The sequence below is a fragment of the Erwinia sorbitola genome (genome assembly GCF_009738185.1).
In the GTDB taxonomy this organism is placed as follows: Bacteria; Pseudomonadota; Gammaproteobacteria; order Enterobacterales; family Enterobacteriaceae; genus Erwinia; species Erwinia sorbitola.
Window position 1 is genome coordinate 1208297 of sequence record NZ_CP046509.1, and the last position, 20940, is coordinate 1229236.

General features: G+C 54.0%; 21 protein-coding genes. 12 read left to right on the forward strand and 9 right to left on the reverse strand.

Annotated elements, in window-relative coordinates; all coding sequences use genetic code 11:
- Nucleotides 1–11: 11 nt before the first annotated feature.
- Together purN and purM are read right to left on the reverse strand one after the other, a co-directional pair.
- Nucleotides 12–650 carry a phosphoribosylglycinamide formyltransferase gene (gene purN / locus GN242_RS05390; RefSeq protein ID WP_156287017.1) on the reverse strand — a complete coding sequence of 213 codons (639 nt, stop codon included), beginning with the start codon at nt 648–650 and terminating at the stop codon, nt 12–14.
- Nucleotides 647–1687 (reverse strand): phosphoribosylformylglycinamidine cyclo-ligase, encoded by a 1041-nt coding sequence (gene purM, locus GN242_RS05395; RefSeq protein WP_156287018.1) that lies wholly within the window; start codon nt 1685–1687, stop codon nt 647–649. The genes purN and purM overlap by 4 nt, the downstream gene beginning before the upstream one ends.
- A 244-nt stretch (nt 1688–1931) precedes the next feature.
- Between purM and upp the strand changes: the two genes are divergently transcribed.
- From upp to hda, 3 genes are all read left to right on the forward strand, one after another.
- The gene (gene upp / locus GN242_RS05400; protein WP_154753824.1) at nt 1932–2558 is read left to right on the forward strand and encodes a uracil phosphoribosyltransferase; all 627 of its coding nucleotides are present in this window, start codon (nt 1932–1934) and stop codon (nt 2556–2558) included.
- A 188-nt stretch (nt 2559–2746) separates the two neighbouring features.
- Nucleotides 2747–4036: a uracil permease gene (uraA, locus tag GN242_RS05405; RefSeq protein ID WP_154753825.1), complete on the forward strand. Its 1290-nt coding sequence runs from the start codon at nt 2747–2749 to the stop codon at nt 4034–4036.
- A 118-nt stretch (nt 4037–4154) separates the two neighbouring features.
- Entirely contained in the window at nt 4155–4862 is a 708-nt protein-coding gene (hda, locus tag GN242_RS05410) for a DnaA inactivator Hda (RefSeq protein WP_156287019.1), read from the forward strand.
- Between the two features lie 21 nt (nt 4863–4883).
- Here hda and arsC read toward each other — a convergent pair whose 3' ends face one another.
- Nucleotides 4884–5237, reverse strand: a complete 354-nt coding sequence (gene arsC / locus GN242_RS05415; RefSeq protein WP_154753826.1) for an arsenate reductase (glutaredoxin) — start codon at nt 5235–5237, stop codon at nt 4884–4886.
- 19 nt (nt 5238–5256) lie between these two features.
- Nucleotides 5257–6720: a beta-barrel assembly-enhancing protease gene (gene bepA / locus GN242_RS05420; protein WP_154753827.1), complete on the reverse strand. Its 1464-nt coding sequence runs from the start codon at nt 6718–6720 to the stop codon at nt 5257–5259.
- Nucleotides 6721–7380: 660 nt separating this feature from the next.
- On the opposite strand from bepA, the gene GN242_RS05425 reads away from it, so the two are divergent.
- From GN242_RS05425 to GN242_RS05435, 3 genes are all read left to right on the forward strand, one after another.
- Nucleotides 7381–7983, forward strand: a complete 603-nt coding sequence (locus tag GN242_RS05425; protein WP_156287020.1) for a DsrE family protein — start codon at nt 7381–7383, stop codon at nt 7981–7983.
- 235 nt (nt 7984–8218) lie between these two features.
- On the forward strand, nt 8219–9829 hold the full coding sequence (locus tag GN242_RS05430; protein ID WP_154753829.1) for a sensor domain-containing diguanylate cyclase: 1611 nt from the start codon (nt 8219–8221) through the stop codon (nt 9827–9829).
- A gap of 81 nt (nt 9830–9910) precedes the next feature.
- Entirely contained in the window at nt 9911–10969 is a 1059-nt protein-coding gene (locus GN242_RS05435; protein WP_154753830.1) for an AI-2E family transporter, read from the forward strand.
- Between the two features lie 99 nt (nt 10970–11068).
- Here the strand turns inward: GN242_RS05435 and bcp are convergent, their stop codons facing one another.
- Together bcp and GN242_RS05445 are read right to left on the reverse strand one after the other, a co-directional pair.
- Nucleotides 11069–11536 (reverse strand): thioredoxin-dependent thiol peroxidase, encoded by a 468-nt coding sequence (gene bcp / locus GN242_RS05440; RefSeq protein WP_154753831.1) that lies wholly within the window; start codon nt 11534–11536, stop codon nt 11069–11071.
- Between the two features lie 70 nt (nt 11537–11606).
- A complete protein-coding gene (locus GN242_RS05445; RefSeq protein WP_154753832.1) occupies nt 11607–12158 on the reverse strand; it encodes a glycine cleavage system transcriptional repressor in 552 nt (183 codons plus the stop codon).
- Between the two features lie 143 nt (nt 12159–12301).
- On the opposite strand from GN242_RS05445, the gene dapA reads away from it, so the two are divergent.
- From dapA to ypfH, 6 genes are all read left to right on the forward strand, one after another.
- Nucleotides 12302–13180 (forward strand): 4-hydroxy-tetrahydrodipicolinate synthase, encoded by an 879-nt coding sequence (gene dapA, locus GN242_RS05450; protein ID WP_154753833.1) that lies wholly within the window; start codon nt 12302–12304, stop codon nt 13178–13180.
- A 15-nt stretch (nt 13181–13195) separates the two neighbouring features.
- Nucleotides 13196–14227, forward strand: a complete 1032-nt coding sequence (gene bamC, locus GN242_RS05455; protein ID WP_156287021.1) for an outer membrane protein assembly factor BamC — start codon at nt 13196–13198, stop codon at nt 14225–14227.
- Nucleotides 14228–14390: 163 nt separating this feature from the next.
- The gene (gene purC, locus GN242_RS05460; RefSeq protein WP_154753835.1) at nt 14391–15104 is read left to right on the forward strand and encodes a phosphoribosylaminoimidazolesuccinocarboxamide synthase; all 714 of its coding nucleotides are present in this window, start codon (nt 14391–14393) and stop codon (nt 15102–15104) included.
- A 169-nt stretch (nt 15105–15273) separates the two neighbouring features.
- On the forward strand, nt 15274–16134 hold the full coding sequence (gene ypfJ / locus GN242_RS05465) for a KPN_02809 family neutral zinc metallopeptidase (RefSeq protein ID WP_156287022.1): 861 nt from the start codon (nt 15274–15276) through the stop codon (nt 16132–16134).
- A 5-nt stretch (nt 16135–16139) separates the two neighbouring features.
- Nucleotides 16140–18143, forward strand: coding sequence for a tRNA(Met) cytidine acetyltransferase TmcA (locus GN242_RS05470; RefSeq protein WP_156287023.1), 2004 nt, complete (start codon nt 16140–16142; stop codon nt 18141–18143).
- An 82-nt stretch (nt 18144–18225) separates the two neighbouring features.
- Nucleotides 18226–18912 carry an esterase gene (gene ypfH / locus GN242_RS05475; RefSeq protein ID WP_156287024.1) on the forward strand — a complete coding sequence of 229 codons (687 nt, stop codon included), beginning with the start codon at nt 18226–18228 and terminating at the stop codon, nt 18910–18912.
- A 79-nt stretch (nt 18913–18991) separates the two neighbouring features.
- Here the strand turns inward: ypfH and GN242_RS05480 are convergent, their stop codons facing one another.
- From GN242_RS05480 to GN242_RS05490, 3 genes are read right to left on the reverse strand one after another with little or no spacing between them, the layout of a single operon-like run.
- Nucleotides 18992–19180: a YpfN family protein gene (locus GN242_RS05480; protein WP_154753901.1), complete on the reverse strand. Its 189-nt coding sequence runs from the start codon at nt 19178–19180 to the stop codon at nt 18992–18994.
- Between the two features lie 10 nt (nt 19181–19190).
- The gene (dapE, locus tag GN242_RS05485) at nt 19191–20318 is read right to left on the reverse strand and encodes a succinyl-diaminopimelate desuccinylase (protein WP_154753839.1); all 1128 of its coding nucleotides are present in this window, start codon (nt 20316–20318) and stop codon (nt 19191–19193) included.
- Between the two features lie 2 nt (nt 20319–20320).
- On the reverse strand, nt 20321–20680 hold the full coding sequence (locus tag GN242_RS05490; RefSeq protein ID WP_154753840.1) for an ArsC family reductase: 360 nt from the start codon (nt 20678–20680) through the stop codon (nt 20321–20323).
- Nucleotides 20681–20940 lie beyond the last annotated feature (260 nt).

Below are 20940 nucleotides of genomic sequence, written 5' to 3' on the forward strand. Positions count from 1 at the left end.
CCCGCAAAGTATTAGTCGAATGCATGCCCTTCAGCGGGCAGTCGCTGACCGTCCAGCCAGGCCGCGTTATCACGCATCGTCAGGCGGCCATCAATAAACCAGCCAGCCACCAGCGGGTAAATAGCATGTTCCTGATGCTGCACCCGCGCGATGACGTCAGCTTCGCTGTCGTCGCTGAAGATCGGCACTTTCGCCTGTAAAATCACCGGGCCACCGTCCAGCTCTTCGGTAACAAAATGCACCGAGGTACCGTGCTCATCGTCGCCGTTCTCAATCGCCTGGCGATGCGTATGCAGCCCCGGGTATTTCGGTAACAGCGAAGGGTGGATATTCAGCATGCGCCCGGCATAGTGCTGCACAAAAGCCGGGCTGAGGATACGCATATAACCTGCCAGCACCACCAGATCGGGGGCGTAAGCATCCATCTCCAGCATCAGCTGACGGTCGAACGCTTCACGGTCGGCAAACTGCGCGGCAGAGAGCGCATGTGCGGGAACGTTGGCATCACGTGCGCGCTCCAGCCCTCCGGCCTCGGCTTTATTGCTGAATACGGCAGCGATGCTGCCGTTAATCCGCCCCTGCTGGCAGGCATCCAGGATTGCCTGTAAATTGCTTCCGTTACCTGAAACCAGCACGACTATGCGCTTCATGCGTTAATAACCACACGTTCTTCAGAGTCAGAGGCTTTAATCACGCCGATTTTCCACGCTTTTTCGCCTGCATCGGTCATCAGCTGTACCGCTTTGTCGGCGTCTTCCGGGCTGAGGGCAATCACCATGCCAACGCCACAGTTGAAGGTGCGGTACATCTCAAAGCGACTCACGTTACCGGCCTGCTGCATCCAGCCGAAGACCGCTGGCCATTCCCAGCTTGACTCGGAAAGCACGGCCTGGGTGTTATCCGGCAGTACGCGCGGAATATTTTCCCAGAAGCCGCCACCGGTCAGGTGGGCGATAGCATGGACATCGACCTGTTCAATCAGGCTGAGGATGTTTTTCACATAAATGCGGGTTGGTGCCAGCAGATGGTCAGAGAGAGATTTGCCTTCCAGCTGGGTGGTTTCCGGGTCAGTTTTGCTGACTTCCAGAATTTTACGCACCAGTGAATAGCCGTTAGAGTGTGGGCCGCTTGAACCCAGCGCGATCAGCACGTCGCCATCTGCTACTTTGCTGCCGTCAATAATCTCGGATTTCTCAACCACGCCGACACAGAAACCTGCCACGTCGTAATCTTCACCGTGGTACATGCCAGGCATTTCAGCGGTTTCACCGCCAACCAGAGCACAGCCCGATTGTGAACAGCCTTCAGCGATGCCAGTGATCACGCTTGCTGCGGTATCAACGTCCAGCTTGCCGGTGGCATAATAATCCAGGAAAAACAGAGGCTCTGCGCCCTGTACCACCAGATCGTTAACGCACATCGCAACCAGATCGATACCGATAGTATCGTGGCGTTTAAGATCCATCGCCAGACGCAGCTTGGTGCCGACGCCGTCAGTTCCTGATACCAGGATAGGCTCACGGTATTTTTGCGGCAGTGCACAAAGGGCACCGAAACCGCCCAGTCCACCCATCACTTCGGGGCGGCGAGTCTTTTTCACTACGCCTTTGATACGGTCGACTAAAGCATTGCCTGCATCGATATCTACGCCGGCGTCTTTATAGCTGAGAGAGGTTTTGTCGGTCACTGCGAATCCCCACGCGGTTTGCGGTTGGTGTTGTGGCTTGTTTAAGCGCGGCAATTCTAACAGTGCAGGCAAACGTTTGCGAGTGCCTTCTTACCGCGCATTGCGGATAGCTGGAATTTAGTCAATCCTTAGGGGGTTAGCAGGAGATATGCAAAGTATTGCACTAAGTCATATGGCGCTGGGGATAAATGGCGCTATAATCTCGCGATTTTTTTTTGCAGCTTAACACTCCGGGAGTACAAGAATGAAGATCGTGGAAGTCAAACACCCGCTGGTCAAACATAAACTGGGTCTGATGCGGGAGCATGACGTCAGCACTAAGCGTTTCCGTGAGCTCGCATCAGAAGTGGGAAGTCTGCTGACTTATGAAGCCACTGCCGATCTTGAAACCGAGACCGTCACTATCCAGGGCTGGAACGGTCCGGTTGAAATCGAGCAGATTAAAGGCAAGAAGATTACCGTGGTGCCTATCCTGCGCGCCGGTCTGGGGATGATGGAAGGTGTGCTGGAGCATGTGCCGAGCGCACGTATCAGCGTGGTTGGCGTTTACCGCGATGAAGAGACGCTGGAGCCGGTGCCCTATTTCCAGAAGCTGGTATCCAACATTGAAGAGCGTATGGCGCTGGTGGTTGATCCTATGCTGGCAACCGGTGGTTCGATGATTGCCACCATCGACCTGCTGAAAAAAGCGGGCTGTAACAGCATCAAGGTGCTGGTACTGGTCGCGGCACCAGAAGGGCTGGCTGCGCTGGAGAAAGTGCACCCGGATGTGGAAGTGTATACCGCGTCTGTCGATCAGGGCCTCAACGAGAAAGGGTATATTATCCCTGGTCTTGGTGATGCCGGTGATAAGATTTTTGGCACTAAATAAGTTTGCTGCGGGCGAGGCATGCCTCGCCCCTGCGCTGAATCGGGTCGTCCATCGGGGGCGGGCTTGCTCCGTCCCCGTAAATTACGGGATCGCCTGTAGGGGTCAGGCATGCCTGACCCGGTAAACGTTAAACCGGCCGGAGAGTCGGTTTTTTTATGTCTAAGGCAAACTCAAGGGGTATTAACATCATGACGCGTCGCGCAATTGGCGTACACGAGCGGCCACCGCTGCTGCAAACTATTCCACTCAGCTTCCAGCATCTTTTCGCTATGTTTGGTGCCACAGTTCTGGTGCCCATTCTGTTCCACATTAACCCGGCCACCGTGCTGCTGTTTAACGGTATCGGCACGCTGATGTACCTGTTTATCTGTAAAGGGAAAATCCCGGCCTACCTGGGTTCCAGCTTTGCCTTTATCTCTCCGGTGCTGCTGCTGTTGCCGCTGGGTTATGAAGTGGCACTCGGCGGTTTTATTATGTGCGGCGTGCTGTTCTGTCTGGTGGCGCTGATCGTGAAAAAAGCCGGAACCGGCTGGCTGGACGTGATGTTCCCTCCGGCAGCCATGGGAGCCATTGTAGCGGTCATTGGCCTGGAGCTGGCCGGTGTGGCGGCAAATATGTCCGGCCTGCTGCCTGCCGACGGCAGCTCGGCTGACAGTAAAACCATTATTATTTCCATGGTGACGCTGGGCGTGACGGTGTTTGGCTCGGTGATGTTCCGTGGTTTTCTGGCGATTATTCCGATCCTGATTGGTGTGCTGGTGGGCTATGCGCTCTCCTACGGCATGGGCATCGTCGACTGGACTCCGGTAATGAATGCGCACTGGTTTGCGCTGCCAACCTTCTATACGCCACGCTTCGAATGGTATGCCATTTTCACCATCCTGCCTGCGGCGCTGGTGGTGATTGCCGAGCATATCGGCCACCTGGTGGTAACAGCGAATATCGTGAAGAAGGATCTGCTGAAGGATCCGGGCCTGCATCGTTCAATGTTTGCTAACGGTATCTCCACCATTTTCTCCGGTTTCTTTGGCTCCACGCCAAATACGACCTACGGTGAAAACATCGGCGTGATGGCGATTACCCGTGTTTACAGCACCTGGGTCATTGGCGGTGCGGCGATTCTGGCGATTCTGCTCTCCTGCGTTGGCAAGCTGGCGGCGGCGATCCAGGCTGTGCCTGTACCGGTGATGGGCGGCGTCTCTCTGCTGCTGTATGGCGTGATCGCCGCTTCCGGTATCCGCGTGTTGATTGAGTCGAAAGTGGATTACAACAAGGCGCAGAACCTGATCCTGACCTCAGTGATCCTGATCATTGGCGTCAGCGGGGCGAAAGTTCATATCGGTGCTGCCGAACTGAAAGGCATGGCATTAGCCACGGTCGTGGGCGTGGTACTGAGCCTGCTTTTCAAAGTGATTAGCCTGCTGAACAAGGAAGAAGAGGTGATTGATGTGACGGACGAACGCAGCGATATACAGTAAATCTGATGGGGCAGCTGCGGCTGCCCCGGTCATAAAGAGATCGGCGATCCTTAGCGTTTCATGATCCTGACCGAATTGTGTTAGAATTTTCGCGTTTTCTGCCTGCTCAAACCCTGAGGTGAATCTGAACACACCGGCACAGCTCTCACTGCCACTTTACCTGCCCGACGACGAAACCTTTGCCAGTTTCTGGCCGGGGGAAAATCCGTCGCTGCTGGCTGCGCTTCAGAGCGCACTGCATCAGCAACACGGTAGCTATTTCTACTTCTGGTCGCGCGAGGGCGGGGGGCGCAGTCACCTGCTGCACGCCGCCTGTGCTGAACTGTCGGCGAAAGGCGAAGCGGTTGGCTATGTTCCGCTGGATAAACGTACCTGGTTTGTGCCTGAAGTGCTCGATGGCATGGAGCAGCTTTCGCTGATCTGTATTGATAATATTGAGTGCATTGCCGGGGACGAACCCTGGGAGATGGCGATCTTCGATCTGTATAACCGCATCCTGGAAACCGGAAAAACGCGGCTGCTGATCACCGGAGATCGTCCGCCGCGCCAGCTTAACCTGAAACTGGCGGATCTGGCTTCTCGTCTTGACTGGGGGCAGATCTACAAGCTGCAACCGCTGTCTGATGAAGATAAGGTTCAGGCTTTACAGCTACGCGCTCGTCTGCGTGGTTTTGAGCTGCCGGAAGATGTGGGCCGCTTCTTACTGAAACGACTCGATCGTGAAATGCGTACGCTGTTCGTGACGCTGGATCAGCTTGATCAGGCATCAATCAGCGCGCAGCGCAAACTGACTATCCCCTTCGTTAAAGAGACGCTGGCGCTGTAACTAGCTGCGCCAGCGGATATTTTACAAAATTTCCAGCACCTGCTCCGGTGGTCTGCCAATACGGGCTTTATCATTGACCACAACAATCGGTCGCTCGATCAGTTTCGGCTCTGCCACCATCGCGGCCAGTAACTGCTCCTCACTTAGTGCTGTATTATCCAGGCCTGCCGCTTTGTACTGATCTTCTTTAGTGCGCATTAACTGGCGTGCGCTGGTTAATCCAAGCTTCTGCAACAGTATTTTAAGCGTGGCAACATCCGGCGGAGTCTCCAGATAGAGGATCACCTGCGGCGTAATGCCCCGGCCGGTAAGCAGCGCTAAGGTCTCACGGCTCTTGGAGCAACGCGGGTTATGGTAAATCTGTACCTCAGACATGGCTATCCTTAGTGTTTATTTAATGTTTCTGATACTGACGGAAGCGTTCCTGTAAATGGCGTAGCTGGTCAATACGTGCGTCATAGCGAGCCTGCTTGAGGCTGCCAAGCGGTACGGCGGCGCTGGCACTGCTCAGGCTGCGAATCGCCTGGTCAAGCTGACCGCTTAATGCCAGACCTTCAGCACGTGCCGCCTGCTCTTCATCGCTCAGACCCTGGTCAGCAGAGGCCTGGGCCAGTAAATCCCAGCCATTCGGATCGTCTTTGTTCGCCCAGGTGTAGCGGTAAAGTACCTTACTGGCATTCGCGGGTTGTTTTGCCTCAACATAGGCATTGGCGAGGTTAAGCTGTAAGACCGGGTTGCTGTTAACCCCTTTCACCGCCAGCAGACGGTTGATCGCCAGCTGCGGCTGCTTCAGTCCGATATCAATGTCGGTCATGATATCCAGATACCAGAGGTTGTCCGGCTGTTTTGCCAGCAGCGGAGTGATAATCGTGCGTGCCTCAGCAAATTTATTCTCTCCCAACAGCAGCACTGCTTTGCCATACAGCGCGGCAGCCTGTTCGCGGCTGTTGCCATTTGTGAGTGAGGTGAGCAGATCGCTGGTCAACTGGTTCTCGCCGGTGGAGAACATCCCCAGCGCCCTGACTTTCGCCATATAATAATCCTGCGAGGATTGCACCACGACTCGTTTCATCTGGTTAGCGCGGTTGCGCGCATCGGCCAGACGGCTATCCGGCAGGGGGTGGGTCAGCAGCATTTCCGGAGGTTTTGACGCGTAGCGTGAGGCATCCGCCAGTTTTTGCAGGAAGTCAGGCATCGCTTCCGGATCAAAGCCGGCGCGCTGCAGTACCTGAATACCGATGCGATCCGCTTCCTGTTCGTTCTGCTGGGTAAAACTGATAATCCCCTGCTGTGCCCCCGCGAGGGTGCCGCTCAACGCTGCCATCCCCGCCTGCGGGCTGGCCATGGCCAGCAGAATCGAACCCAGCGCGCCGACCCAGGTGAGAGGGGCATTACGCTGCTGCTCTTCCATTGCTCGCGCCAGGTGGCGTTGGGTGACGTGGGAAATTTCGTGCGCCATTACCGAAGCCAGCTGGCTCTCGTTATCGCTGTAACGGAACAGGGCTGAATGCAGCACTACGTTGCCGCCAAAGAATGCGAAGGCGTTTATCTCATCATTACGGATGAGATAAAAATGGAAGGGTGTTTTCACCGACCAGGCGTGGTTCACCAGGCGCTGGCCTAACTGATTGATATATTGAGAAAGCAGCGGGTCGTTGATAATAGGTGCACTGGCACGGAGCTGGCGTACATAAAAATCGCCCATCGCCAGTTCCTGATTAATCGACAACGTGCCACCCGCAGTGGTACCGATATCCGGCAGGTTATCGCTGATGTCTGCGCGGGCTGGAAGCAGGCTGCTCGTCAGAAGTGTAACCAGCAGGGAAGCCAACAGGCTTTTCTTTAATCGGATAGACATAAGCAAACCCTAACAAGGAAGTCCAGTTTCTGACCGGCAACGCGCCGAAATGTTCTGCTGAGTAGATAAAGATAATCTACTAATTTCACATCTTAACCACAGCCCGGAATGAATGAAATGGCTAAAAAATTGATGCCGGTTAGCGCTGGTGCGTTAAGCACTCTAAGTTGCGTTAAAAAATTGAATAGAGCGGCCGAGGATTTTTCCCCATAAACACCCGCAGCAGGCCTCTTAAAAGAGAGTACTGAATTTAAAGTTAGGTAAATTTAATCAGTTTTATTGATAGTGGCACGCAAATTGACCAGGTGAAATCCTAAAAAAAGCCCGATCGTCACCGGCGAGCAAAAAGGCGACATAAGTAAAATTTTTATATGCGAGCGGCTCAGTAAAGAGTGCCGATCCAGTAGTAAGTATAAAGTGAGCGCTTGTCCTTCATCAATAACAACATGCTGAAACAGCTTGCGATGAAGTTACTGTGGTTTGCTGTGGCGCTGTATTACAGGGGCTGTTATCCGCCATTGTTCCCGCTGGCTGCACAGTGCCGTTTGCATACTATTTTCACGCGAAACTATACAGCCACTTTGATGGAAATCGCGGCTAAGGGTTATCGGAACGCTGTGGTATATCTCACTCACCAGATTGTCTTGCGGAGAGTTTTTTATGCGTTCTGTAGTTTCATATGTGCTGATAGCGGCCGTCGCCGGTTTTGTCGGGGCAAGCTTTACCAAAGCCCCTGAGCTGTACGACAAGATTAGCAATCGGGTGACTCCGGTCAACGAACCTGAGGGGTTCTGGGCAACGCCCGCCATCGATGGCTACGGTAAAATGCATTACGAGGCGGATGTTGCCTATAAACCGAATATTAACGATAGCAATAAGATCGTTTTCCAGATTACTCGCGCTGAAAATGCTCCGCAGGATACTAACCTGGGACTGGAGCGCGTGGCACGGGTGGTTAACCTTTATGTCGCGTCCGGGGTTCCTGCGGAGAATTTGAAGTTTGTGGTGTCAGTAACGGGAGAGGGTACCCCGGCGATGCTCAATAATGAGCAGTATCACCGGATTTATGGCATTGATAATCCTAACCTCAAGCTGATTGGCGCTCTGCGTGCTAAAGGCGTGGATGTATCGGTATGCGATCAGTCCGTGGCCTTCCATCATTTCCACAGCGACTGGATCGATCGTTCGGTGACCCATGCGCTCTCCAGCCCGACCACGGTTTCAACTCTTGAAAACCAGGGCTATGCCTTCCTGGCGATGTAAACCGCTTGTTTTTGTGCGGGCTGCCGGCCCGCCATATCATGATTTCCGCGCTATCAATTCCCCGGATACACCTCAACAAATGTGACTTTAACTAAAATATTTCTCGACTCAAGAGGGGGGAGAATATTCCCAAATCGGCTGAGAGGTGTACAATTGGCACGTGCTTTACCAGGGCATAATTCGCACTCTATAAATGTAAGGCGCTGATAATGATGTTTTTCACAACGGTGAGTCCATGTTGAGGCTATCGCGGCCAAAAACAGACTTGCGTACTCTTATTACGTTGCTGGCAGTTGCCAGTATCGTTATCACGCTCGCCAATTCTCTCTACGCCAGCTGGCGTGTGCAGCGCGATGTGCTGATCGGCAATACCCTCGAATCAAACCGGGTGTATGCCACTAAGCTGGCCTCAACCACCGAGGTCTTTTTCCAGCTCGCTGAGTCGCAGCTCTCTTACAGCGCCAAAGTATTGGGGCGCGGCCTGGACAATGAAGCGAATTTGCAGGATGAGGTCGATCGCCTGCGCGAGCAAACTAACAGCTTTAACTCGGTGGTGATTGTTGATGCCAGCGGGTGGGTGCGTGCCATCTCACCGGAATCGCTGATGCTGAAAGGCATGCACCTTAGCTCCAGTGCGGCAAAGCAGGCGTTGAAAGAGCGCAAACCCCTGATCAGCCAGCCAACGCTGTCAGCGGCTAATAACCTCCTGGTATTTGTCTCCTGGCCTATCTGGTCGAAAACCGGCAGCTATCTGGGCTACGTCGGTGGCTCCATCTATCTGAAAAAGAAAAGTATCCTCAACGTTCTGCTGGGTGAACAGTTCTATCGCGATGGTTCATCGTTGTATGTTATTGACGGTAAAAACCAGGTGTTATATCACCAGGATCGCCAGCTGATCGGGAAAACCATTGATCCCCTCATCAGCAATGAACAGCGTAATAAGGCCAGCAACGGTAACCAGCAGGTGACGGCAGAAGACGGCGAACAGATGCTGGCAGGCTATGCCAGTGTACCCACCGCGGGCTGGACTATTATCGCGCTCAAACCGACAAAGGCCACGCTGGCGCCGCTCAATAGTCTGCTCTTGAAGGTGCTGAAACATTCGGTACCCTTTGCTCTGCTGACGCTGATTATTGCCCTGATCCTCGCACAGCGTATTGCATTGCCGCTCTGGCAGCTGGCGCGTAAAGCCAGCCAGATGGATACGCAGAATGTGTCGAAAGAGATTAGCGGTATCCACTCCTGGTATTATGAGTCGTCGCAGATAAAACGTGCGCTGCTGGCCGGGATTTCGCTGATGCAGGATAAAATCGGGCGGCTTAAAAGTGAAGTACAGACCGATCCGATGACCAGCCTGCTGAACCGCCGTGGCCTTAATGCAGTACTGGACTATTTTCTTGCGACCAGTCAGCCTTTTGCCGTGCTGGCGTTGGATATCGACTACTTTAAGCGGGTCAACGATACGTTTGGTCACGATGCGGGTGATACGGTAATTAAAACCGTGGCACAGCAGCTGGAGCAAAGTGCCCGACAGACCGACGTGATCTGCCGTAACGGCGGTGAAGAGTTCCTGATGATTCTGCCGGGTGCCGATCGCGATGTGGCGTCCATGATTGCCGAACGGGTGCGTAAGCGTATTGAAGTGCTGTCGCTGGATCCTGTGGGCCATATTACGATTTCAGTGGGGGTGGCCTTCTGGTCCCCGCAGAGTGGCGATGGCATGGATCACACCTTCAAGCTGGCTGATGAAGCGCTGTACCAGGCAAAAAATGCCGGGCGCAATCGGGTGAAGGTGGCGAAAAATTTTACTAAACCGCCTGCCGTCGTGCAGGTACAGCCGCAGTAGTTTTTACGCCCGCTCTTGCATACGCATGGGCGGGCCGTATCAGGTACACTCTTTTCCATCTTTTTTCAGGCAAGGACTCCCATGCTGCAACTTCTAATGCAGTGGTATCGACGTCGTTTTAGCGACCCACAGGCTATCGCGCTGCTGGCGATTTTGCTCGCTGCTTTCTGCATTCTGTTTTTCTTCAACGGGCTACTGGCGCCGCTTTTGGTTGCTCTGGTGCTGGCTTACCTTCTTGAATGGCCAACGGTGCGCCTTGAGCGTTTTGGCTGTTCACGCACCTGGGCGGTGACCCTTGTGCTGATTGTCTTCGCAACGTTACTGCTGATCCTGCTGTTGGTGGTGGTTCCCGTGGCCTGGCAGCAGGGCATCAACCTTGCCCATGAACTGCCAACGATGCTGACCCGGCTCTATCAGTTCGCCATGCGCCTGCCGGAGCGTTTCCCTACGCTGATGAGCGTGGGTATTGTTGATATCGTGGTGGAAAACCTGCGCAGCCGCCTGAGCGGGCTTGGCGATCAGTTAGTGAAATATTCGCTGGCATCGCTGGTGGGCCTGATGACGCTGGCAATTTATCTGGTGCTGGTACCGCTGATGGTATTCTTCCTGCTGAAAGATAAAGAGCAGATGCTGAATGCCATCCGGCGTGTCCTCCCTCGTAACCGTGGCCTTGCCGGTCAGGTATGGGTTGAGATGAACCAGCAGGTGTCCAACTACATTCGCGGCAAAGTGCTGGAGATGGTGGTGGTAGGGGTAGTCAGCTGGATAGGCTTCCTCGCTATTGGCATGAACTATGCGCTGCTGCTGGCGGTGCTGGTGGGCGTTTCAGTGCTGATTCCCTATATCGGAGCCATGGTGGTCACCATTCCGGTGATTGGTGTCGGGCTGGGGCAGTGGGGATTGTCCGGTGACTTCTGGACGATGATGATCGTCTATCTGGTTATCCAGGGGCTGGATGGCAATATTCTTGTGCCAGTGCTGTTTTCAGAGGCGGTCAACCTGCACCCCTTGGTGATTATCTTATCCGTAGTGATTTTTGGTGGGCTGTGGGGATTCTGGGGTGTGTTCTTTGCTATACCGCTGGCAACACTGGTGAAAGCCGTAGTGCACGCCTGGCCGGATGAGCTGTATAAGGAATAACAGTCGTTACCGGCATGCTGAAAAAAAGCCGCCTCGTTAGCGAGCGGGGCGGCTTTTCAGACCAGAACAGGCCTTTAATCGGATTTCACCCGCATCGAATCATGCTGATTTCAAATAATCCATGACGATATCGTGGTGGTTGCTGGTTTTGAAGTCATCAAAGACCTTCTCAACTTTACCGTCTACGCCGATCAGGAAACTGACGCGGTGAATACCATCATAGGTTTTACCCATAAAGGTTTTCTCTCCCCAGATGCCAAACTCTTCGCAGACCTTGTGGTCTTCATCAGAGAGCAGGGTGAAGTTCAGCATCTCTTTCTCGACAAAGCGAGACAGTTTTTCCGGCTTGTCGGTACTGATACCTAATACGTCTACTCCGGCCTCTTTCAGCTCATCCATGCTGTCACGCAGACCGCATGCCTGTACGGTGCAGCCTGGCGTCATCGCTTTCGGGTAGAAATACACCAGAACGCGCTGTCCCTGGAAGTCGGATAAATTTACTTGTTCGCCGTCCTGATCGGGCAAGCTAAATTTCGGTGCAGTATCACCGGCTTTCAGTGGATTCATCACAACTCTCCGTTTTTTTTCATCATGCTATGGATAAATTTGCGCACTTTCTCTCCCGGCAGGTCAGATTTTATGCCCCGTGATGAGAAACTGCCTTAATAGTGCCTTGAGCATGGAGTTCTGTACAGAGTCGGTTAAACGCCAGCTCAATAAATGACGCATCCTGACTGGCCGGGCTGTGTGCGGTTATCTGAATATAGAGCAATGGCGGTTGATTTTCATCAGCTGGCTGAGTTCGTGAGACCAGTTCCGCAATATTCATCTGGTGTGAGTCAAACAGGTCGGTGAAGCGTTCAATAATATGCGGTGAGTCGGTAACATCCACCTGCGCCCATATTGTCACGGGCATAGGCGGGCGCGAACTGGCGCTGGTACGTTTCATTACGATCAGCAGCTCCATCTCGGCGCCTTTTAACGGCAGGGTCGATTCAATCAGCGTGATGGCATTCCAGCTGCCGGATAACAGCATGATAAACGTGAATTCGTCACCCAGCAGAGCAAGACGGCTATCTTCAATATTACATCCGCAGCTGCTGACATGGCGGGTGATGGCATTGACGATCCCAGGGCGGTCAACCCCAAGTGCGGTGATAACCAAATGTTGTTGCGATGACTGCGACAAAATCAACCTTCCTGTCTAAATTCTAATAACTATAAGGTAAACATAAAAAAAACTGCTGACAAGCGCTTGAGCCGCCCGACACTATTGCTTTTACTGCTCGGACAAACGTACCATGAAGCAATTGTTTGTCGAGGGGATGACTAATGTTCACGGGAAGTATTGTTGCACTCATAACGCCGATGGATGACAAAGGTAATGTCTGCCGTGCGAGTTTGAAAAAACTGATTGACTACCATATTGCCAGCGGCACTGCGGCAATAGTTTCTGTGGGAACCACCGGCGAATCTGCCACCCTTAGCCATGAAGAACATGGTGATGTGGTGATGCTGACGCTGGAGCTGGCAGATGGTCGTATTCCGATCATTGCCGGAACGGGGGCCAACGCCACGGCTGAAGGCGTCTCGCTGACCAAACGTTTCGAAAATTCGGGCGTTGTGGGCTGCCTTACCGTCACCCCTTATTACAACCGTCCTACCCAGGAAGGTCTGTATCAACACTTTAAAACCATCGCAGAAAGCACCGCGCTTCCGCAAATGCTGTATAACGTACCGTCGCGTACCGGTACAGATTTACTGCCGGAAACCGTCGGTCGCCTGGCCAAAATAAAAAATATTATCGGAATCAAAGAGGCTACCGGGAACTTATCGCGGGTAAGTCAGATCCAACAGCTGGTAAATGAAGATTTTGTGCTGGTGAGCGGCGATGACGCCTCATCGCTGGACTTCATGCATCTTGGCGGGCACGGCGTTATTTCCGTGACGGCGAACATTGCTGCACGCGAAATGGCTGAACTCTGTGCACTGGCACAGCAGGGCAACTTTGCTGAAGCCCGTATTTTGAACCAGCGTTTGATGCATCTGCATCACAAACTGTTTGTGGAACCGAATCCTATTCCGGTGAAATGGGCCGCGAAACAATTAGGATTAATAGCAACCGATACGCTGCGTCTGCCTATGACGCCGCTGACCGATGCCGGTGGTCCGGTTGTTGAGCAGGCACTGAAAAACGCTGGCCTGCTTTAAATTTAGGGAGAATTAATGGCTTACTCAGTACAAAAGTCCACGGTAGCGAAAGTGGTGGGACTTTCGTTGGTAATGCTGCTTGCAGCATGTTCTAACGATCAACGTTACAAGCGTCAGGTGAGCGGTGACGAATCCTACCTTCAGGCAGCCGATCTTAGCGATCTGCGCGCACCTGCTGGCATGATCCTGCCGCTGCAAAATGGCGACTTTGATATACCAAACGTCAGCAGTAAAGGGCAGGTGGGTAAGCAGTTGGATATTCGTCCACCAGCTCAGACGCTGGCACTGATGAACGGCACCCGCAGCCAGTTCGCGGGTAATACCGGTACGCTGTTGGTTGATAGCCGTAGCGGCTCAATCTGGCAGCAGGTTGTTGATGTGGTACAGGCTGCGAAGTTCCCGATTGCCGATCGTCAGGATGCTCGTCAGACGCTGACTACCGACTGGGTTCAGTGGAACCGTGCTGATGAAGACAACCAGTATCGTGGTCGTTATCAGTTAAGCGTTCAGCAGCAGGGCGGTCAGCAGGCGCTGACGGTTAAACTGCTGGAGCTGCAACAGCAGGATAAAGTCGTCACATCTCCGGTGCAGATCCAGCGTTATACCGCGCAGATGCTGAACGAAATCAGTGCGGGTCTGGATAAAATTGAAACTGGCCGTGAAGATGCGGCTGCCAGTCGTAGCCCAACGCAGATTGATGTGCAGAGCGGTGCTGATGATACCGGCCTGCCTAACCTGATCCTGCGTGCACCGTTCAACGTTGTCTGGCAGCGTCTGCCGGCCACGCTGAAACGTATTGGTATGGAAGTGACTGACAGCAACCGTTCACAGGGTAGCCTGAACGTGACCTACAAAGAGCCGGGTAGCGATACCTTTGACTCTCTGGGTGCCAAAGATCCTGAACTGGCTAATGGTGACTACAAACTTCAGGTCGGTGACCTTGATAACCGTAGCAGCTTGCAGTTCCTGGATCCGAAAGGTCATCCGCTGACCCAGTCGCAGAACGATGCGCTGGTGGCGGTGTTCCAGGCCGCATTCAGCAAGTAATACAGAAGGCCAGAGCGACTCTGGCCTTTTTTATTTGGTATTACGTAAACGATTGCTTCGGTTTTTTAGCTGCGGAACATATAATTCCGCCATGCAAAATTTTAACGGGACGGCATCGTCGCCGGCCTGACAGTTTCACTTATATCGTTTGGAGTTAAACAAGATGCAGAAAAAAGCTGAGTTGTATCGCGGCAAAGCGAAAACCGTTTACAGCACCGAAAACCCGGATCTGTTGGTACTCGAATTCCGCAACGATACGTCAGCGCTGGACGGTGAGCGCATCGAACAGTTTGATCGTAAAGGAATGATTAACAATAAATTTAATTATTTCATTATGACTAAATTGCAGGAAGCCGGGATCCCCACGCAGATGGAAGCCCTGCTCTCTGATAATGAAGCGCTGGTGAAAAAACTGGATATGGTGCCGGTGGAGTGTGTGGTGCGTAACCGTGCTGCCGGCTCGCTGGTAAAACGCCTGGGCGTGGAAGAGGGCCTGGTGCTCAATCCACCCTTGTTTGACCTGTTCCTGAAAGACGATGCCAAACACGATCCGATGGTTAACGAATCTTATTGCGAGACCTTCGGCTGGGTGAGCAAAGAGAATCTGGCGCGGATGCGTGAGCTGACTTACCAGGCAAACGACGTACTGAGCAAGCTGTTCTCCGATGCGGGTCTGATCCTCGTTGACTTCAAGCTGGAGTTTGGTCTGTTTAACGGCGAAGTGGTGCTGGGCGATGAGTTCTCTCCTGATGGCGCCCGTCTGTGGGACAAAGAAACCCTGAACAAGATGGACAAAGACCGCTATCGTCAGAGCCTCGGTGGCCTGATTGAAGCTTACGAAGAAGTGGCAAATCGTTTGGGTGTGAAACTCGACTAAAGCGACTGTTCATTGGGGCTGATATCTCTCAGCCCGTCACCCTATCTGAGGTCAGGCTTGCCTGGCCTTTTGCGTTAAATCCCTCTGCTCCTCTCGTTTTCTGGTGTTCCCCGCTGCGTCAGACTAAAATCCACTGATATGTTGTTGTAATGCTCACGAGGGAAAATCTATGCGCTGGCAAGGGCGTCGCGAAAGCGACAATGTGGAAGATCGCCGTAATGAATCCGGTACCGTAGGCGGCGGGCGCATACGTATTCCGCGTGGCAAAGGAGGAATCGCTCTGCTGATTCTGGTCGCGGTTGCCAGCTATTATGGCTACGACCTTACGCCGCTGCTGACCGGAGATGGCAGCTCGCTGTCACAGACCACTCAACAGCAGCAGCGTTCAACGCCGAAAGACGATGAAGCGGCGCAGTTTACCCGTACCATTTTCGCTATGACGGAAGATACCTGGCAGAAACTGTTTCAGAAAATGGATAAACCCTGGAAGTCGCCTGTTCTGGTGATGTACCGCAACCAGACGCCGACCGCCTGCGGTAGCGGACAGTCAGCGATGGGGCCGTTCTACTGCCCTGCGGACAGCAAAGTCTATATTGACCTCTCTTTCTATGACGAGATGACCAGCAAACTTGGTGCCGGTGGTGAATTTGCTCAGGGCTATGTCATCGCCCATGAAGTGGGGCACCATGTGCAGCACCTGCTGGGCATTGAGCAGAAAGTTCGCCAGATGCAGCAGGGAGCCAGCCGGGTAGCGGTGAACCAGCTGTCGGTGAAAATGGAACTTCAGGCGGACTGCTTTGCCGGAGTCTGGGGGCACTATATGCAGCAGGAAAGTGTGCTGGAAAGCGGCGATCTTGAATCGGCATTGAATGCAGCCCAGGCCATTGGTGATGATCGCCTGCAACAGCGCAGCCAGGGACGGGTTGTGCCGGACAGCTTTACCCACGGCACCTCGCAGCAGCGTTACACCTGGTTTAAGAAAGGTTTCGATAGCGGCAATCCGGGCCAGTGCAATACCTTTGCGGGTTAGCGCGGATGAATGAGATTGTTACGGCGACAGCGCAGATCGAACGGCAGGGCTGGCGGCGTTTACTGGCAATCAGTGGTGAAGCGGCATGGTGTGCACAGCAGGCCGCTGACCTTATGGCGCAGCTGCCCGGTGACTGGCTGTGGGTAGGAAATAATACGCCGGAACGCTCCCTGAGCTGTGCGCCGCAGGCCATACGTACGCTACTGGGGCGCGAGTTCAGACATGCCGTGTTTGATGCCCGTGACGGTTTTCATGCGGAAGCTTTCGCCGCACTGGCGGGTACCCTGTGTGCAGGAAGCTGGCTGGTGCTGCTGTTACCTGAATGGGAGAGCTGGGCGCAGCGTCCGGATGCTGATTCACTGCGCTGGAGCGAGGGGGACTGCCCCTGTGCCAGCACTCACTTTGTACATCGCTTTCAACAGCTGCTGCTTGCCGATGAGCGTGCGTTATTGTGGCGTCAGCACGATCATCATCCTATCTCTTTTGTTGCCCCACAGCCGGAGCACTGGCAGACGGATAACCGTGGTCAGCAGGCCATTCTCTCTGGACTTCTTAACGCCGGGCCAGGTATTTATGCGCTCACAGCGGCTCGCGGGCGCGGGAAGTCTGCACTGGCCGGGATGCTGGCAGCTCGCTGGCCGGGGCGCAGCCTGGTAACAGCGCCAGCTAAAGTATCCACGGATGTGCTGGCGCAGTATGCCGGAGAGCGGTTTGAGTTTGTGGCACCGGATCGGCTGCTGGCAGACGCAGAGCAGCTTGCTCCCGGCGTTGACTGGCTGCTGATTGATGAGGCGGCGGCGATCCCGGCACCGCTTTTACAGCGGCTGGTGGCGTTATTTCCCAGGGTATTGCTGACCACCACCGTGCAGGGTTACGAAGGCACCGGACGTGGTTTTATGCTGAAATTCTGCGCGTCACTGGCTGACGTGACTCATTTCCAGCTTGATATGCCGTTGCGCTGGGCGGCGGGCGATCCTCTGGAGCAGCTGGTCGCTGATGTGCTGCTGTTTGATGATGCTGTTGCGCCGCCGCAGCAGAGTACACCGCACTACGTCTCGCTGATCCAGGATGACTGGCTGCGTCAGCCTGGGCGGATGGCGGCTGTCTATCAGTTGCTAACCAGCGCTCACTACCGTACTTCACCGCTCGACCTGCGCCGGATGATGGATGCGCCCGGGATGCATTTCCAGGTCGCCATGCAGGGAGAGAGCGTGCAGGGGGCGCTGTGGCTGGTGGATGAGGGGGGATTATCAGCGGAGCTTGCGACAGCGGTATGGGCAGGCAAACGCCGTCCGCGTGGGAATCTGGTTGCTCAGTCGCTGGCGGCCCATGCCGGTTCGCCTGAGGCAGCCCGGCTTCGCTCGCGGCGTATCAGTCGTATTGCTGTCTCTCCCCAGCTCCGCGCACGTGGCATTGGCCGCCAGCTGATCGTTCATGGCCTTGAATATACCCGGGGACTGGATTTTCTTTCGGTCAGCTTTGGTTTTACGCCGCAGCTGTGGCGTTTCTGGCAGCGCTGTGGTTTTCATCTGGTGCGTATTGGCAGTCAGCTGGAGGCCAGCAGCGGCTGTTATACGGCGATGGCGCTGCTGCCTCTTAGCCCTGCCGGGCAGCAACTGACGGCCTCGCTGGCAGAACGACTGGCACGGAACGGTTACTGGCTTCGGCAGCAGTTAGATCCTGATGGGCTGCCGCTGGCGGATAAGTTTGAACCGGAGCTAACGGACGACGACTGGCTGGAGCTGTCCGGTTTCGCCTGGGCGCAGCGCCCTTATGAGGCCAGCTATGCAGCGCTGGGGCGTCTGGTCAGTCAGGATGGCGTAATGCTGCCGCTGCTGCGTGCGGCCCTGCTGGAACGGCGTTCAGCGGCTGATATCTGTGCCGGGTTTAGATTTTCCGGACGCAAAGCATTGCTGGATGCCTGGCGTCAGGAGGCGCAGCAAGGGCTGGCAGCGCTGGACGCTGCACGTGCTGAGACCTGCCAGCAGCAGATTAACTCGTTGCAATAAATCCAACATCATCGTCAAAAAATCTCCATGTTCTTCCTGGTTCAGGGGCGTATGATCGCTTCATTGTATTGAGGAGGCTCTGATGAAAAATAACCATGTTGTTGTCCATAACCCGTCGTTACCGGCTACGCAGCTGTTTCTGCTGTATCACGCCGCTGGCGATAATCCGGTAGCGATGGGTGAGATTGGCCGATGGTTTGTCGGGGCATTTCCACGTGCGCTGGTGGTCAGTATCGGCGGGCCTGAACAGGATGCAGATGGCGGATCCCGCTGGTATAACCCTTCAGCGGATCGTCCTTCACAGGACGTGGCAGAAGTTATGGATGGATTTATCGCCAGCGTTCGCCACTGGCAGCAGCAGAGTGGAGTGAAAGCAGATGCCACCGCACTGATCGGTTTTTCTCAGGGAGCGACGATGGCGCTGGAAGCGGTGAAGGTGCAGGGTGGGCTGGCTGGGCGGGTCGTGGCATTTAGCGGCCGCTATGAAACGCTGCCGCAGCAGGCTGGCACGCGTACCACAATTCATCTGATCCACGGCGACAACGATACCGTACTGCCGCTGACCCATGCACTGGACGCCGAGGAACGGTTAACCGCCCTGGGCGGTGATGTGACGCTGGATATCGTTGATGATTTGCCTCACGCCATCGATGACCGCGCGATGCAGCTGGCTCTTGAACGCCTGCAATTTACCGTACCGCGCCGTTACTTTGATGAAGCATTTAGCGGCAGTAAGCCGGGCGATGATGATGTGATTACGTTGATCTAACAAGGAGCGGGTTGAAACAACCCGCTCACTCATTCTCGTTCGCTGGTAATGGCTTCACGCAGGATCGCGTTTATGCGCGTTATTTCTTTTTCGGCCAGTCGTCTTCGTCATCCCACTTATCGTTGAAGTCACGATGTGGAGGCAGCTCGGGTTTATTATCGAGAAACTTTTTGTGATCGATACGCTTCAGATCTTTGTAGACGTTCATCAGCACGCCAACCATCAGCAGGATCACCAGGATCCACCAGTAATGTTTTATAAATTCCATCATTTCACCCTTATGCGATCAGCTGTTCCATGATCCGCTGGTACATGCGGCTAAGAAGCTGCAAGTCAGCGGCTTTTACGCATTCATTGATTTTATGGATGGTGGCATTCACCGGGCCAAGCTCCACGACCTGCGCACCCATGCGGGCGATAAAGCGCCCATCGGAAGTGCCGCCGGTGGTCATCAGCTGTGGCCTGATCTCATTATAGTGCTCAACTGCATTGACCACCGCATCAACCAGCTTACCGCGTGAAGTCAGGAATGGCTGCCCGGAGAGCTTCCACTCAATGCTGTAGCGCAGCTGATGGCGATCGAGCAGTTCTCCGACGCGCTGCTGAATCAGAACGTCGGTCAGCTCGGTACTGAAACGGAAATTAAACTGCACAAAGCAGTCACCGGGGATCACATTGTTGCTGCCGGTTCCGGCCTGTACGTTAGCAATCTGCATACTGGTTGGCGGAAAGAATTCATTGCCGCGATCCCACTCGGTGGCAACCAGTTCATTTAGCGCTGGCATCGCGCGGTGCACCGGGTTGTCGGCAAGATGCGGATAAGCCACATGGCCCTGTACGCCGTGAATCGTCAGATTGGCAGTAATCGAGCCGCGACGGCCATTCTTCACCACATCGCCCACGACTTCAGTACTTGAAGGTTCACCTACCAGGCAGTAATCCATCCGTTCATTGCGGGCCATCAGCGCTTCCACCACCTTGACGGTGCCGTTTGTCGCACTGGCTTCCTCGTCGGAGGTAATCAGGAATGCCAGACGGCCTTTATGCTGCGGATGAGCAGCAACAAAACGTTCGGCGGCAACCACCATCGCTGCCAGCGAGCCTTTCATATCAGCTGCGCCGCGGCCAAACAGCATGCCGTCGCGAATAGAAGGTTCAAAAGGTGGGTTGATCCAACGGTTTGCATCACCGGTCGGCACCACGTCAGTATGGCCAGCAAAAGCCAGCGTTTCACCCTCACCGCGCCATGCCCAGAAATTCAGCGTATCGCCAAAATTCATCGGCTCAATGGTAAAACCCAGCGCCTGGAGACGGGCAATCAGAATTGCCTGGCAACCGGCATCATCGGGGCTGAGGGAAGGGCGACGAATAAGCTGCTGCGTCAGCTCAATGACCGGACAGTGCATAATTATGACTTCTCCTGGATAAACGGCGTATAGGTGGCTTCACTGAAGCCCAGCAGCATAGAACCGTCTGGAGCGCAGAGCAACGGGCGTTTGATAATTGCAGGCTGCGACTGCATCAACTTGAGCGCAGTTGCTGGATTATCCACCGCATTGCGTTCTGATTCATCCAGTTTACGCCAGGTGGTGCCGCGAGTGTTGAGCAGCGCCTGCCAGCCAAGGGTATCAATAAAACGCTGGAGTAAATCAGCATCCAGTCCGTCAGTACGATAGTCATGGAACTGGTACTCCACGCCCTGAGCTTCCAGGTATTTACGGGCTTTTTTGATGGTGTCGCAGTTTTTAATGCCATAGAGCTTATACATAATTATCCTGAGTTCTCTATATACGTAAATGTTTGCTGTATGTACGAATCTCAAGTGACACTAAAGCACTGATGATAATATCCCTCGCCAAAAAGCCAGTCTTCTTGAGTACTTGCAAAACAACACTTAATCCCTTGATTGTAACAACTATGAACTCATAGTTGATAGTGGTAAGAGGGGGTGGAATGCAGAGCGCTTACAATCGCCCCTCACGTAATGTATTAATTTTCATAAAATTACTACTTATTCCCTCATCGATT